Annotated in this window: 15 protein-coding genes and 2 tRNA genes; 3 read left to right on the top strand and 14 right to left on the bottom strand. The window is 62.9% G+C overall.

Translation table 11 applies throughout. The features are described 5' to 3' along the window. Positions 1-23 precede the first annotated feature (23 nt). From EJ066_RS19500 to EJ066_RS19485, 4 genes are read right to left on the bottom strand one after another with little or no spacing between them, the layout of a single operon-like run. Positions 24-1052 (bottom strand): amino acid ABC transporter substrate-binding protein, encoded by a 1029-nt coding sequence (locus EJ066_RS19500; RefSeq protein ID WP_126040746.1) that lies wholly within the window; start codon positions 1050-1052, stop codon positions 24-26. A gap of 26 nt (positions 1053-1078) precedes the next feature. After that, complete coding sequence (locus EJ066_RS19495) at positions 1079-1552, bottom strand: hypothetical protein (protein ID WP_126040744.1); 474 nt, start codon at positions 1550-1552, stop codon at positions 1079-1081. Continuing rightward, positions 1539-2375 carry a DUF2182 domain-containing protein gene (locus EJ066_RS19490; RefSeq protein WP_126040742.1) on the bottom strand — a complete coding sequence of 279 codons (837 nt, stop codon included), beginning with the start codon at positions 2373-2375 and terminating at the stop codon, positions 1539-1541. The genes EJ066_RS19495 and EJ066_RS19490 overlap by 14 nt, the downstream gene beginning before the upstream one ends. A 3-nt stretch (positions 2376-2378) precedes the next feature. Next, complete coding sequence (locus EJ066_RS19485) at positions 2379-3014, bottom strand: DUF1326 domain-containing protein (RefSeq protein WP_126043973.1); 636 nt, start codon at positions 3012-3014, stop codon at positions 2379-2381. Positions 3015-3332: 318 nt separating this feature from the next. On the opposite strand from EJ066_RS19485, the gene EJ066_RS19480 reads away from it, so the two are divergent. After that, the gene (locus EJ066_RS19480) at positions 3333-4502 is read left to right on the top strand and encodes a cystathionine beta-lyase (RefSeq protein WP_126040740.1); all 1170 of its coding nucleotides are present in this window, start codon (positions 3333-3335) and stop codon (positions 4500-4502) included. 105 nt (positions 4503-4607) lie between these two features. Here EJ066_RS19480 and EJ066_RS19475 read toward each other — a convergent pair whose 3' ends face one another. The 4 genes from EJ066_RS19475 to EJ066_RS19460 form a co-directional block, all read right to left on the bottom strand. Next, complete coding sequence (locus EJ066_RS19475) at positions 4608-5834, bottom strand: anion transporter (RefSeq protein ID WP_126040738.1); 1227 nt, start codon at positions 5832-5834, stop codon at positions 4608-4610. Positions 5835-6067: 233 nt separating this feature from the next. Beyond that, positions 6068-6144: transfer RNA gene (locus tag EJ066_RS19470), tRNA-Arg, on the bottom strand. A 62-nt stretch (positions 6145-6206) separates the two neighbouring features. Beyond that, a complete protein-coding gene (locus tag EJ066_RS19465; RefSeq protein WP_015318428.1) occupies positions 6207-6512 on the bottom strand; it encodes an ETC complex I subunit in 306 nt (101 codons plus the stop codon). Positions 6513-6663: 151 nt separating this feature from the next. Continuing rightward, positions 6664-7014 (bottom strand): hypothetical protein, encoded by a 351-nt coding sequence (locus EJ066_RS19460; RefSeq protein ID WP_126040736.1) that lies wholly within the window; start codon positions 7012-7014, stop codon positions 6664-6666. A gap of 290 nt (positions 7015-7304) precedes the next feature. On the opposite strand from EJ066_RS19460, the gene EJ066_RS19455 reads away from it, so the two are divergent. Next, positions 7305-7381: transfer RNA gene (locus tag EJ066_RS19455), tRNA-Pro, on the top strand. A 223-nt stretch (positions 7382-7604) separates the two neighbouring features. On the opposite strand, the gene EJ066_RS19450 is transcribed toward EJ066_RS19455, so the two are convergent. Further along, a complete protein-coding gene (locus EJ066_RS19450) occupies positions 7605-8432 on the bottom strand; it encodes an alpha/beta hydrolase (RefSeq protein WP_126040734.1) in 828 nt (275 codons plus the stop codon). Between the two features lie 129 nt (positions 8433-8561). Between EJ066_RS19450 and EJ066_RS19445 the strand changes: the two genes are divergently transcribed. Continuing rightward, positions 8562-9578: a GlxA family transcriptional regulator gene (locus EJ066_RS19445; protein ID WP_126040732.1), complete on the top strand. Its 1017-nt coding sequence runs from the start codon at positions 8562-8564 to the stop codon at positions 9576-9578. A gap of 352 nt (positions 9579-9930) precedes the next feature. On the opposite strand, the gene EJ066_RS19435 is transcribed toward EJ066_RS19445, so the two are convergent. The 5 genes from EJ066_RS19435 to EJ066_RS19415 all read right to left on the bottom strand — a co-directional run bounded on the left by EJ066_RS19435 (position 9931) and on the right by EJ066_RS19415 (position 13303). Beyond that, complete coding sequence (locus tag EJ066_RS19435; protein ID WP_126040728.1) at positions 9931-10314, bottom strand: type II toxin-antitoxin system VapC family toxin; 384 nt, start codon at positions 10312-10314, stop codon at positions 9931-9933. Further along, positions 10311-10568, bottom strand: coding sequence for a type II toxin-antitoxin system prevent-host-death family antitoxin (locus EJ066_RS19430; RefSeq protein WP_126043972.1), 258 nt, complete (start codon positions 10566-10568; stop codon positions 10311-10313). The genes EJ066_RS19435 and EJ066_RS19430 overlap by 4 nt, the downstream gene beginning before the upstream one ends. 314 nt (positions 10569-10882) lie before the next feature. Continuing rightward, entirely contained in the window at positions 10883-11587 is a 705-nt protein-coding gene (gene hdaA / locus EJ066_RS19425; protein WP_126040726.1) for a DnaA regulatory inactivator HdaA, read from the bottom strand. Positions 11588-11592: 5 nt separating this feature from the next. After that, entirely contained in the window at positions 11593-12774 is a 1182-nt protein-coding gene (locus EJ066_RS19420; protein ID WP_126040724.1) for an AI-2E family transporter, read from the bottom strand. Beyond that, positions 12746-13303: a CDP-alcohol phosphatidyltransferase family protein gene (locus EJ066_RS19415; RefSeq protein ID WP_126040722.1), complete on the bottom strand. Its 558-nt coding sequence runs from the start codon at positions 13301-13303 to the stop codon at positions 12746-12748. The genes EJ066_RS19420 and EJ066_RS19415 overlap by 29 nt, the downstream gene beginning before the upstream one ends. Positions 13304-13395 lie beyond the last annotated feature (92 nt).

Raw genomic sequence — 13395 nt, 5'->3', positions numbered from 1 at the left:
CTGCCTTCCGGATCACATTTCGATCAGCGGATCGGCGGAGCGTATTGTAGGCCGCCCTTGGTCCACAACGCGTTGATGCCGCGCGCGATCTTCAGCGGGCTGCCCGAACCCACATTGCGTTCGAACATTTCGCCGTAATTGCCAACTGCCTTGACGATGTTGACGACCCAGTCGTTGGAGACGCCGAGATCGGTGCCGATCTTGGTATCGGCCTCCTCGCCGAGCACGCGCTTGACCTCGGGATTGTCCGAGGCTTTCATCTCGTCGATATTGGCCTTGGTGATGCCGAGTTCCTCTGCCTGCAGCAGCGCGAAATAGGTCCACTTGACGATGTGGTACCACTGGTCGTCGCCCTGGCGCACGGCCGGTCCGAGCGGTTCCTTGGAGATGATCTCGGGCAGCACGACGTGGTCGGCCGGCGCGCCGAGCGTCAGGCGAATGCCGTAGAGGCCCGACTGGTCGGTGGTGTAGACGTCGCAGCGGCCGGCGTCATAGGCGGCGTTGACCTCTTCCAGCTTTTCGAAGACGACCGGGTTGTACTCCATCTTGTTCGATTTGAAATAGTCGGCAAGGTTGAGCTCGGTCGTAGTGCCGCTCTGCACGCAGACCGCCGCGCCCGAAAGCTGCAGCGCGGAATTCACCCCCGGCAGCTTCTTGGCGTTGATCATGAAGCCCTGGCCGTCATAATAGGTGACGCCGACGAAATTCAGGCCAAGCGCCGTATCGCGGTTGATGGTCCAGGTGGTGTTGCGCGACAGGATGTCGACCTCGCCCGACTGCAGCGCGGTGAAGCGTTCCTTGGCGCTGAGCGGCGTGAACTTGACCTTGGTGCCATCGCCGAAGACGGCCGCCGCGACAGCGCGGCAAAAATCCGCATCGATGCCTTGCCAGTCACCCTTGTCGTCCGGCGCCGAGAAGCCGGCCAGACCGGTCGAGACGCCGCATTGGATGAAGCCCTTCGCCTTGACGTCGTCGAGCGTGGCCGCCGAAGCGGCCGCAGCCATCAATCCAAACGCGGCGGCGCCCAGAATGCCGATTGCAATGTGTTTCATAACCCACAGACCCTTTTCTGTTTTTTTCAGGCGAACCTGACTTTTTTTCCGTGTGAACGCAGCTTCCCGTTCCGGCCCATTCCCGGAACCCCTGCCTCCCATTCACGAACTGCATCGAAGGCGATTATTCCAGTGAGGTCAAGGAAAATGACCGAAACCGAAAGAGTTTGAAAACCAATTGCCGCAAATGCCTGAATTGCAGACAAACACGCCTGGAAATTGGTCAGCAGTGCGAACAAAGCCGGCAAAAGCCCGATCAACGCAAATCGGGGCTGGGCCTGCAAAATCCACCCGTCGGCTTTACGCCGCGTTACTGACTTTCTCATGGAATGAATTGGCATGGTCCGCGCCTTTGCGTGTCCAGACGGGCGCTCGCCAATGGGCGTGAAGGACGCTGCAGCACTTTGATTTTGCGCGTGATCCCGAGCGAAATCGATGTCGGTTTTTGCTTTGCTGACCGTCGGTTCGGGATCATGCGCTTTACGTTCAAAACGCTCCAACGAGGAGCCAGACGCCGGCGATCGCCATCAGCGCGCCGGAGATGCGCGGGATCAGTTGCCCGGTCGGGACGGTTTTCTCCAGAAGAACAAGGATCGCGATACCGGCGATCCACAGGACGTTCATGACACCGCCGACGAAAAGGAGGGCCATCAGCGCCCAGCAGCAGCCGAGGCAATAGGCGCCATGTTTGATCCCGAACCGAAGCGCGCCGAGCGAATCGGACCGGAAGCCGCCATGACTGGCCAGAAACGCGATCGGCGCCTGGCATTGCCGCAGGCAGACGCCCTTCATCGGCGTCCATTGATAGAGGCCGGCGGCGATCAGAACGAGGCCGCCCACGACCGTGCTGTTGGTCGCCATCACCGGGCTCAGCAAGCTGAGGCTGGTCAGCAGCCATTGTGCACCGGTCGCCGCGATGCTGAAGGCGACCCAGACGAGCAGATAGCCGGTAAAAAACCATGCTGTCGACGCGATGGGGCGGCCGCTCGCCTGCGCCTTGCGGCCGACGCCGGCATACAGAAGCACCATCGGCGCAACCGATGGCGTCATCATGCCGACCATCATCACGGCCCACATCGCGAAGATGAAGGCGAAATCGGCCGGCGTCCAGGCCTGGAACCCGGGCGCAATCGCGGCCCCCATGTCCATGCCCGCCATATCCATGCCGGCCATGTCGGCGCCTGGCGCGGATGCGGTGGGCATGGCCATGTCGGCGGCGAGCCACAGCACATAGGCCCAGGCGAGTACGGCAACGGCGACAAGCGCCGCCGTCACGATCGCGCGGTCGTGCCGCAGCACCGCCTCGAGGGCCGTGTCGCTCATGGCCTAATGCACGACACCGCTTTGCGAGAGGTGGATATCGGCGAAGTGGCTATGCGTGTCCGCGACTTCGAATTTGATTGGGCCGGTCGCCTTGGTCCAACCACGCCCGGCTTCGGCGAGCGTATATTCAAAGCCATGCGGAAGATTGATGCGCACCTGATGCTCGGCGCCGGTGACCGGGTTCTTGATCGGCTCGCCGTGGCCATCGGTCACGCCGGGCACGTTCAGCCGGCCGGTGCGCGCGTCAACGTCCACTTCGAAGGCGATCGGGGCGAAGATCGGATCATGGAGTTTCTCCAGCGTCGTCGAGAAGACCTGGAATATGGTGGCGCCGGGTTCGGTGTCCTGGCCGCTGAGAATGCGGAGCAGCGCACCCCGCTGCACCTCGGTCGCCCGTTCGTCGATGACCACCGCGGCCTCGCCCTTGCCTTCATGGATTGCGCCCGGCCAACGAAAGACTGCGGCAAACCGCAAGCCGTCAAGGTTGGTATCGCCGTGATAGCCGTGCTCGATTTCCATGCCGGCCACCGCCTGGCAGAATCCGTGCGTCGGCAGTGCGTTGAACTGGCACGGACAGCCATAGGCACAGTTGCAGTTGACGAACTCGCGCGCTTTTATCATCCAGTTGACGTTAGGCATGGCATTCCTCCCCTTGGTATAATCATCCTCTGTTGGCGAGAAGCGGGATCGCGGAGGGAACAGCCGGCGTGCCACGGGAATCCGGCAGCGTTCGATCAGGGCAATCCGGCAACTTATATTAGATTTCAAGTATATATATGTTTTGCGGTCGCCTTCATAGTCCCATCGCCCGAGGGGCGTGAGCGACGCAACCTTCGATCGCTGACTACTTGGACTGATTTGGTCCATCCGAAGTCCGCCGGCTGGCGGGGCGCCGGTGGTTGCACGGTCAATGCCGCCGCACTATGGCTAGCGGTTTACGAGAGGGCGAAGAGAGCAATGGTAAAAAACGACAGCGAGATGGGTATCAACACGCTGCTTGCCCATTCGGGCAACAATCCGCGCGACTATTTCGGCTTCGTCAATCCGCCCGTCGTGCATGCCTCGACCGTGCTTTATCCCGACGCGGCGACGATGGCTGCGCGCAGCCAGAAATACACCTACGGAACGCGCGGCACGCCGACCACCGACGCGCTTGCCCAAGCGATCGACGCGCTGGAAGGCTCGGCCGGCACGATCGTGGTGCCCTCGGGCCTGGCGGCGGTGACGGTGCCACTGCTCGCCTTCCTGTCGGCGGGCGACCATGCGCTGATCGTCGATTCCGTCTATCATCCGACCCGCAATTTCGCCGACACGATGCTGAAACGACTGGGCGTCGAGGTCGAGTATTACGACCCCCATGCCGGCGCCGGCATTGCGGCGCTGATCAAGTCCAACACCAGGGTCGTGTTCACCGAATCGCCGGCCTCCAACACTTTCGAGGTACAGGACATACCGGCCATCGCCAGCGCGGCACACGCCGCCGGCGCGATCGTCATGATGGACAACACCTGGGCGACGCCGCTCTACTTCCGCCCGCTCGACTATGGCGTCGACATTTCGATCCATGCGGCAACGAAATATCCTGCCGGCCATTCCGACGTGCTGCTCGGCACCGTATCAGCCAACAAGGCCTTCTGGAAACAGCTTTGCGAGACCTTCTACACGATGGGCTGCTGCGCCGGGCCGGACGACGTCTATCAGGTGCTGCGCGGCCTGCGCACCATGGGCGTGCGCCTTGACCATCATCAGCGCAGCGCACTGGCCATCGCCGGCTGGCTGGAGGGCCAGCCGGGCGTGGCGCGTGTGCTGCATCCCGCTCTCCCCAGCCATCCCGACCATGCTCTCTGGAAGCGCGACTTCTGCGGCTCGAGCGGCATTTTTTCGATCGTCCTTGCGGGCGGCGCCCAGAAACAGCAGCATGCCTTCCTCGACGCGCTCGAGATATTCGGCCTCGGCTATTCCTGGGGCGGCTATGAGAGCCTTGCGGTGCCGGTCTTCCTCGGCGACCGCGTCGTCGCCAAAGGCCCCTATGACGGCCCGCTCATCCGCCTGCAGATCGGACTCGAGGACGTCGAGGATTTGAAGGCCGATCTGTCGCGCGGCCTCGCCGCGGCGGCGGCCGGCTGAACGATCGGCCCACCTTTCAAAATCGATTCCGCAAGCCGATACAACCTCCTGAAAAGATTGTCGAATACGGTGTCGCCTGATGGCTTGGCGGCCCCCAAAGGCCGTTCAGAACCCAAGCGCCAGCCACGCCGTTCCAGCAAGCAGCGTCACCAGCGTCAGGGGCAGGCCGACCTTGAAGAAGGCTCCGAAAGACAGCGCCTTGCCGGCGGAGCGCGCCTGCTCAGCGACAATCAAATTGGCGACCGAGCCGAGCAGCGTGAAATTGCCGGCCAGCGTCGAGCTCATCGCGACCACCAGCCAGGCGCGCTCGGGGTTCTCCAGGCCGGGTATGAATGGCCGCAGCGCCAGCACGGCCGGAACGTTGCTCATGATGTTGGACAGCACCGCAGTGAAGCCGGACAGCCGCCAGACATCGTCCAGTGCAAGGTCTTTTGCCGAGGCGACGATGTCGGGGGTGAGCAACGTCTTCTCGGCCCCGGCGACGACGATGAACAGGCCGGCGAACATGAACAGCAGCGGCCCGTCGATCTCGCGGTAGATGCGCGCCGGCTTGATGGCGCGGGTCACCAGAAGAATGGCGCCGCCGATGAGCGCTGCCTTGGCGACCGGGACGCCGGCGAAGAAGGCGATCGCCAGCCCGATGCAGACGACCACCGCCTTCAGCACCTGGCCCGGCAGCATGCGGCCGCGATAGACTTCGGGGCTGAGCTCGGCCTTGCGCGCGAATTCGGCGCGGTAGACGATGCGCACGATGACGATGACGGCGACGAGGCCGAACAGCGCGACCGGCGCCAGAGCTGCCGAGAAGGCCGGATAGGAAATCCCCGACAGCGCGCCGATGACCATGTTCTGCGGATTGCCGGTGATGGTGGCGACGCTGCCGCAATTCGACGCCGTGGCGGTGGCGATCAGATAAGGAACCGGGTTGCGGTTGATGACGCGGGTGACGTGGACGACGATCGGCGCCATGACCAGGCAGATCGCGTCGTTGACCAGGAAGGCCGACAGCACGCCGGTCAAGAGCGTCACCATCACCAGCAGCATGAACGGCGCGTGCGCGTGCTCGATGGCGACGGCGCCGAGCGCACGGAAGGCGCCTGACACTTTCAGATGCGCGACGACGATCATCATGCCGAGCAAAAGCGTGATGGTGTCGAAGTTGATGGCGCTGTAGGCGTCCTCCAGGCTGAGCGCGCCGATGGCGATCATCGCCGCACCGCCGAGCAACGCAATGCCTGCCCGGTCGAGGCGCAGCCCGGGGATCCTGCCGATGGCGACGCCGGCATAGGTCAGGATCAGGATCAGCAGCGCCGCCGCACCCATCGCTGTCATTCGTGGAAAGCCCCGTTCAGATCCGCCCTGCCCCGCCATTGGCGTATCCGCCAACGCCCTCCTCGCTGCGGACATGGAATGAGCGCAAGCACAGGAGGTGCCCGCGACATCGGCGAATCCTGTTTGCCGAGGCGTCCGGGCGATTGGTGATACCTGAAAAAAGACACGGATTCACGCGCCATGTCTCCGGTACGAACCGTAACCTATGTCTCCGGGCCGGACAATTGAATTACTGGCGATCCCGACAGGATTCGAACCTGTGACCATCGGCTTAGAAGGCCGGTGCTCTATCCAGCTGAGCTACGGGACCGCTGCGCCGGCCCCAGGGGCCGGCTGAAACCATGCGCCGGAATCAGCTCCCGGCGTTGCCGGTCAATGTGTCCAGGGCGTCCTGCGGTCATAGCGGAAATTCTCCGCATAGGAAATCTGGCGGCGCTTGGTTTCCTTCGGCTCCTCGACACGGAAGGCCAGCCCCTCTTTCTCGGCGTAGGCCACCGCCTCTTCCCGAGTGTCGAAGGTCAGCCTGATCTGGCTGCGCATGTCGCCCGAGGTGGTGTAGCCCATCAGCGGATCGATCTTCTTGCGCATCTCGGGATCGAATTCGAGCACCCAGTGACCGGTCTTGGCCTTACCGGACTGCATCGCGGTTTTGGCTGGGCTGAAAATGCGCGCGGACATGGACACCTCGTTGCTACGTGCAGGCGGCACCCGCCGCTTTACTCCCGTCATTACTTCGCAATGCCGCCGGCGGCAAGGCCGATGCTCGCCGCGGCTTTTGGCACGGCGGGCAACCGACGATGGTAGTGTGACGGTAGTGCGTGGCGGAAAATCAACTCCCCGCCATCAGCTTGAGCACTTTGCTATGATCGGCATTTGGTGAGTCCAGCTTCAGATAGTCGTCATAGGTAATTCGGCCCGAAGCGATGCCGCCGAGAAAGCGGCGGCAGTAGGTGGGGGCATAGTTGGCGACATTTCGATTGACGAGCTTTGCGTGCGCCACTTTCTGGTGCGAGTTCAACCCGCGCTGGCGCGCTATGCAGTCGGCGATAAGCCTGTGTCTTGTTTGCGGGCTATCGCGCATCTTCTCGTGCAAATTATTCCAAGTCCCAGAACTCATAGTGGTGCAACCAGCCAAAATAATGGCCGAGGCGGATACAGAAAATATGCTTGGCGAGATCACAGATTTTCTCCAGTTGCGATGACATCGGACCAATTTGACGGGATGAAGTCAAGAATCCATTGGACGGACCAGCGATAATCCATTGAGACAAGCAAGACGAGCCACACGCATGCGGACATCCAACGGCTGAAAAATTCCCCGACTCAAATGATCTCAGTCAATGGATCGTCAAGACCGTGACGCAAGACACCGGTACGGCGTTCCGCTCTCGGCTTGAGCCGGGTTTGTGCTGGTTTCGTCGTTTAAGGGGTTGCCTTCCAAAGCCCGGAACCCTATAGCCCGCAAGGACTCGGAGTGTAGCGCAGCCTGGTAGCGCATCTGGTTTGGGACCAGAGGGTCGGGAGTTCGAATCTCTCCACTCCGACCATCCATTCACCGGAAATCATCGTCCGTGCCTACGGCTCACCTGCGCCAGACCGCGTCCGCGGCCGACGAAGCATGCAGACGGGTAGCCCCGGATTTTCCGCGCGGCCCGGCTAAAGCGCGTCGCGTTTGAAGAGATAATGCGACGCACTTTAGGCCTTTTTATGCATGTCGTTATCCCAAAGCCGCTGCGCACTTTTGGGCGACATGCTTAAAGCGCCGAAGCGTCAGCCTTGGACGAACGCCAGGAGATCCGGATTGATGATCTCCGGGTGGGTGGTGCACATGCCGTGCGGAAGGCCTTTGTAGACCTTGAGCGTGCCATGCTTCACGAGCTTGGCCGCAAGCAGGGCGGAGTCGGCAATCGGCACGATCTGGTCGTCATCGCCGTGCATGACGAGGACGGGCACGTCGATCTTCTTCAAATCGTCGGTGAAGTCGGTCTCGGAAAAGGCCTCGATGCAGTCGTAATGGGCCTTGGCCCCGCCCATCATGCCCTGACGCCACCAATTGTCGACGGCCCCTTGCGAGACCTTGGCGCCCTCGCGATTGAAGCCGTAGAACGGGCCAGCCGGCACATCCCTGTAGAACTGGGCGCGGTTGGCGACCAAAGCGGCACGGAAGCCGTCGAAGACCTCGATCGGCAGGCCGCCGGGATTGCTGTCGGTCTTGACCATGATCGGCGGCACTGCGCCGATCAGCACCGCCTTGGCGACGCGTCCATCGCCACCATAGCGGGCGACGTAACGCGCCACCTCGCCGCCGCCGGTCGAGTGGCCGATATGGACGGCGTTCTTGAGGTCGAGGTGAGCGACCAGAGCGGCGACATCGGCGGCATAGGTGTCCATCTCGTTACCGGTCGCCGTCTGTGTCGAGCGGCCGTGCCCGCGCCGGTCATGCGCGATCACGCGATAGCCCTTCTCGAGGAAGAACAGCATCTGGTTGTCCCAGTCATCGGCACTGAGCGGCCAGCCGTGATGGAACACGATTGGCTGGCCCGTGCCCCAATCCTTGTAGAAAATCTCGGTGCCGTCCTTTGTGGTGAACACGCTCATCGTCTAACTCCTTGATCTAAAAGTTGAGAGGTCTGTCGGGGAAGGTTCGTTCCTTCTGTGGACAAGCTATCGCAACGGGGGCATGGTGTGGATTGGCAAAACAGACATTGGACAAGGCAAAACTGACAGATGGTTGCGGTGCGTAATCCGGTCGAAATCGGGCTCGTCGTGTATCCCGGGGTTCAGGAAGCCGCCGTCCTCGGCCTCACCGATCTCTTCCAGCTGGCCAACCGGCTGGCTGCCGAACGGTCGCCGGACGCGCTAAGGCTTCGCGTCAGCCATTGGCAGTTGGAGGACGCGAGCCGAACCGTCGTCCGCACCTTCGACAGCGAGTCCGGAGACAGCGAGCCCAGCGCCGGCAACGAACCGGCCATGATTATCCTGCCTCCGACCCTGGGGGATCCGATCGCTCGCGAGGCGGCGGCGCCCTATGCCGGCTGGCTCAAGGCCCGCCATGCGGCGGGCGCGACTCTGGGCTCGGTCTGCGCCGGCGCTTTCGTACTTGCCGAGACCGGCCTGCTGTCCGGTCGCGCGGCGACAACGCACTGGGCCTATCGCGACGCGCTGGCGATGCGTTTCCCCGACATCGCGCTGGATGCCGACAAGCTGGTCATCGACGATGGCGACATCATCACCGCCGGCGGCTATATGGCCTGGACCGATCTCGGCCTGAAATTCGTCGACAGGGTGCTTGGGCCGACCGTCATGATGGACACCGCTCGTTTCATGCTGGTGGATCCGCCGGGGCGCGAGCAACGCTTCTACAGCCCCTTTGCGCCCAGGCTGAACCATGGCGACGGGGCCATCCTCAAGGTGCAGCATTGGCTCCAGACGAGAGGCGCGCGCGATGTGACGCTTGCCACGATGGCGGAGCATGCCGGCCTGGAGGAGCGGACGTTCCTGCGCCGCTTTCGAAACGCCACCGGCCTCAAACCGACCGAGTACTGCCAGCACCTGCGCGTCGGCAAGGCGCGCGAAATGCTGGAAGCGACGATCCGGTCGATCGACCAGATCGCCTGGGATGTCGGCTATGACGACCCAGGCTCCTTCCGCAAGGTATTCGCCAGGATAACCGGCCTGGTGCCAGGCGATTACCGTAGGCGCTTTGGCGTCGAACGCGCCGCCCTGCCGGGCGGCGAGCGCTGAGTTATGGCGGCGGTGGCGACACGACCCGACGGCTGCGTGAAGCGATCGGACTGAAACGGAAGTGCGGGGTGAGCCAATGACTGACCGATCAATCACGACTTGCGACGAATGCGGCAGCACATATTTCGTCGAAAGCAGCGCAATGGCCAGCCTTTGCCCTGAATGCGCGTTTCGTCTCTATAGATACCCCGCCTGCGAACATCAGTTCAAAGACAGCCGATGCACAGCCTGCGGGTGGGACGGCTCTCGGTCAAAATATATTGCCGACATCATTTCGAGGGAAAGCTCATAGGGTGGTAGCGTCGACCCCGTACCCTTGTCGCGCATTTGGCGCAGATAACCCCATACTTCCTTAGAGAGCGCTTTCGATATCGGTCCTCGAAAAATCGTCGCCGACATAAAGCAGGCGGGAGGCATGTTCCTTGGCCACCTCATAGGCGAAGCAGTCACCGAAATTGAGCGCGGCCGGGTGAATGCCTTTACCCCATTTTGCGTAGGCCTCAGCGATGCGACGCGCAGAGGCCGGCGTCACTGCCGCAATTTCGAAACCAAGCCCGTCAATGAGGCCGGACAGCTCTTCGCCTACATTGCGCCGCGCCGCGACGATCAGCGCTTCGGCCACGGTGCCGGCGGAAATCAGGATGTCGTCTTCGGCCTCGAGCGCCGCGATGCAGACGTCAGCCTCCGGCTCGTCAAGAACGATCGCCATCAGCGCCGAAGTATCGACCACGATCATTTGGGCAGGCCGTCATCACCGTAGAGAAAATCCTGGCTTCGCGCGGCAGATGGCCCGGCCTTCGCCCTCGCGGCGCCGGATGCCCGCATCGCCTCCAGCAACGCCCGGCGGCTTTTCCTGTCCGGCATTGCCTTGACAGGAACCAAGCGCACGGCCGCATGACCGTGACGGGTCAGGATGATTTCGTCACCCGCCTCGGCACGACGCACCAGTTCGGTCAGCTGCCCCTTGGCGTCTGTAACGGATACCTGCATCGGCCGCTCCTTCATAGACCATCCTGTGGTCAATATTTTCGGTGAAAATAGACCATTCAGTGGTCCATTACAACGGCCAAAGACGGAGCGGATTGCGACTGTCCGTGAGCGCGGTTGCCAGTGCCGTACGCGCGACTACCGCCCCTCATTGAAGGTAAGCTCGCCGGGAAGAGAACCCCAACCGCCCCGTCTCCCGGCGAGCCTACTACCTGATTTGATACGCAATCAGGACCGGGGTTAGCCGGCAAGGCTGACGCTGCAAGACGGATGCCAGGATTATTTCCCGAAACGGGACACCGGCCGAGACTGTCGTATCAGATCTCGAACTCGCCCTGCCCCTCATCCATGGCGCTGACGGTCTCGGCGGCCAGCGCCCGGGTGATCGGCGTCTTGCGCTCCAGTGCCGTGCGGTCGAGCCGTTCCACTACCCGCATCGCGGTGGCCAGCGAGCGTTCGATGCGGCGCACCAGATATTGCACGACATTCGGCTCGACCTCGACCTGGCGGTCTGCGAACAGTTTTGTGATGACGCCGGCCAGAAGCAGATCGTCGGGCTCGTGGATCTCCACTGTCGCCGCTGCCTTCAGTCGCGAGGCGAGGTCCGGGAGCCTGACACCCCAGGCGGACGGAAAGCGCCGCGCGGTCAGCAGCAAGGTCGAGCCGGCCCCGCGCACCGCGTTGATCAGATGGAACAGCCCCTCTTCGTCGACAGGGCCGGCATCGACATCGTCGATCAGGGCCGGCCGCGCGCCGAGGCTCGCCATGCAGTCGCCGATACGCCGGGCGTCGACCCCCACCGCGCCGGCGCAGGAGCGCCAGATCGAAGCCAGATGGGTCTTGCCCGAGCCGGCCGGGCCGGCGAGCACGACCACCGGCGACGGCCAGTCCGGCCAGCGATCGACCAGCGCTACCGCCTGGCTGTTGGTGCCGGAGACCACGAGCTCGTCGCGCGAATAGCCGGTGCCATGGCCGAGATCGAGCGGCAGTTGGCGCGGCGGGTCGATCTTGTTGTCCGGCATCTGGCTCAACCGCGCGGCCCGCCGCCCCCGCGGCGCGCCGGCAGTGGCGGCACCGGCTCATCGGAGTGGCCCTTGTAGAGCGGCGATTCGAGGTAGCGGGCAATGGCAAAGCGCACCAGAACGGCGACCGCGGCAGAGGCTGGCACAGCGATCAGCAAGCCGACGAAGCCGAACAGCGCGCCGAACGCAAACAGGGCAAACATCAGCCACACCGGATGCAGGCCGACGCTTTTTCCCACCAACCTCGGCTGCAGGATGTTGCCCTCGATGAACTGGCCGACGAAGAACACGCCGGCCACCGCCGCGACCATGGTCCAGTCCGGCCAGAACTGAACGAAGGCGACGCCGACGGCCAGCACCAGCCCGGTCAGCGAGCCGACATAGGGAATGAAGGAGATCAGCCCGGCGAACAGGCCGATGAGGATGCCGAAGTTCAGGCCGGTCAGCGTCAGGCCGGTGGCATACATGGCGCCCAGCACCAGGCACAGCGTGCCCTGGCCGCGCACGAAGCCGGCGGTGGCGGTGTTGATGTCCTTGGCGATCGCCCTGACGGTCTGGACATAGTCGCGCGGCACCCAGCTGTCGACGATCGCCACCATGCGATCCCAGTCGAGCAGCATGTAGAAGGCGACGACGGGCGTGACGACGAACAGGCTGACCACCGACACCAGCGCCACGCCGGAGCTCCAGACCGAGGTGAACACCGTGGTCAGGAGGCCGAAGCCGGAGGTCAGCAGCGAGTTCAACCCTTCGCGCAGGCCATTGGCGTCGACGCCGAATTTCTCTTCCAGCCATCTCGGGTCGAAGCTGGTGATCAGGGTCTGCAGCCGGGTCAGGTATTCCGGCAGCTTGCTGGCGAAATCGGCCATCTGCGTCGCCAGCACCGGAATGAGGATGACGAAAGCCAGCACCAGAACGACGATGAAGGCAATAAGGATGACCACCGTCGCCATCAGCCTGGACAGGCCGAGCCGCTCCAGTCGGTCGGCTACGGGATCGAGGAAATAGGCGAGCACCATGCCGGCGACGAACGGCAGCAGGATGCCGCTGAAGACATAGAGGAAGATGGCGAGGATGATGGCGCTGATCAGCCAGAAGCGGATCTGGCGACGAAACACCGCCGATGCCGCAGCCTCGGCTGCCGCGTCGATATCCTGGTCAGTTGCCCGGTGTGGAGCCTTCGCCATAGCCGCTCATATGCCTCAGCCAAGCCACGAGATAGGCCGCGGCTGAAGCCACGGTCAAGACCCCGGACAGCAATATGAGCACCGGCCTGAGCGGGTCAAGATCGATGGCGAGAGCCAGTTCGCCCAGCACCACCGCCGCCAGCACGATCTGGATGGCAGTGTTGGCCTTCGACACGAACAGCGGCTTCATCTCGACCGGGTGGGCCATGACGGTGGACAAAAGCACGGCACAGACGATCAGCGCATCGCGCGACACCATGGTGACGACCAGCCACAGCGGCAGCTCGCCGATGAAGCCCAGCACCACGAACACCGAGACCAGCAGCAATTTGTCAGCCATCGGGTCGAGATAGGCGCCAAGCGCCGAAAACTGGTTGAAACGGCGGGCGATGAAGCCGTCGACGCCGTCGGAAATGCCAGCGATGACGAAGCCGGCAAAGGCCCAGTCCCAGCGCGCCTGCAACATGGCCAGCACCACGGCCGGCACCAGCACGAAACGCATGATCGTGATGATGTTGGGGATGGTCAAGGCGATGTCCCGTCGCTTTTGTCTTGCTGATAGATGATGGAGATGGAGAGCGACGGCAAGTGGGAGCGACGCAGAAGCTGCCTGTCCACGCT

Origin of the sequence: Mesorhizobium sp. M9A.F.Ca.ET.002.03.1.2 (genome assembly GCF_003952365.1) — a bacterium.
Lineage (GTDB): Bacteria > Pseudomonadota > Alphaproteobacteria > Rhizobiales > Rhizobiaceae > Mesorhizobium.
This window is presented reverse-complemented; position numbering and strand designations above follow the sequence as displayed.

Bases quoted from the DNA above. Each gene is read 5' to 3' on its own strand.
- EJ066_RS19500 (WP_126040746.1), bottom strand. From the start codon at position 1,052: ATGAAACACATTGCAATCGGCATTCTGGGCGCCGCCGCGTTTGGATTG.
- EJ066_RS19490 (WP_126040742.1), bottom strand. From the start codon at position 2,375: ATGAGCGACACGGCCCTCGAGGCGGTGCTGCGGCACGACCGCGCGATC.
- EJ066_RS19485 (WP_126043973.1), bottom strand. From the start codon at position 3,014: ATGCCTAACGTCAACTGGATGATAAAAGCGCGCGAGTTCGTCAACTGC.
- EJ066_RS19480 (WP_126040740.1), top strand. From the start codon at position 3,333: ATGGTAAAAAACGACAGCGAGATGGGTATCAACACGCTGCTTGCCCAT.
- EJ066_RS19475 (WP_126040738.1), bottom strand. From the start codon at position 5,834: ATGACAGCGATGGGTGCGGCGGCGCTGCTGATCCTGATCCTGACCTAT.
- EJ066_RS19465 (WP_015318428.1), bottom strand. From the start codon at position 6,512: ATGTCCGCGCGCATTTTCAGCCCAGCCAAAACCGCGATGCAGTCCGGT.
- EJ066_RS19450 (WP_126040734.1), bottom strand. From the start codon at position 8,432: ATGAGCGTGTTCACCACAAAGGACGGCACCGAGATTTTCTACAAGGAT.
- EJ066_RS19445 (WP_126040732.1), top strand. From the start codon at position 8,562: ATGGTTGCGGTGCGTAATCCGGTCGAAATCGGGCTCGTCGTGTATCCC.
- EJ066_RS19435 (WP_126040728.1), bottom strand. From the start codon at position 10,314: ATGATCGTGGTCGATACTTCGGCGCTGATGGCGATCGTTCTTGACGAG.
- EJ066_RS19430 (WP_126043972.1), bottom strand. From the start codon at position 10,568: ATGCAGGTATCCGTTACAGACGCCAAGGGGCAGCTGACCGAACTGGTG.
- hdaA (WP_126040726.1), bottom strand. From the start codon at position 11,587: ATGCCGGACAACAAGATCGACCCGCCGCGCCAACTGCCGCTCGATCTC.
- EJ066_RS19420 (WP_126040724.1), bottom strand. From the start codon at position 12,774: ATGGCGAAGGCTCCACACCGGGCAACTGACCAGGATATCGACGCGGCA.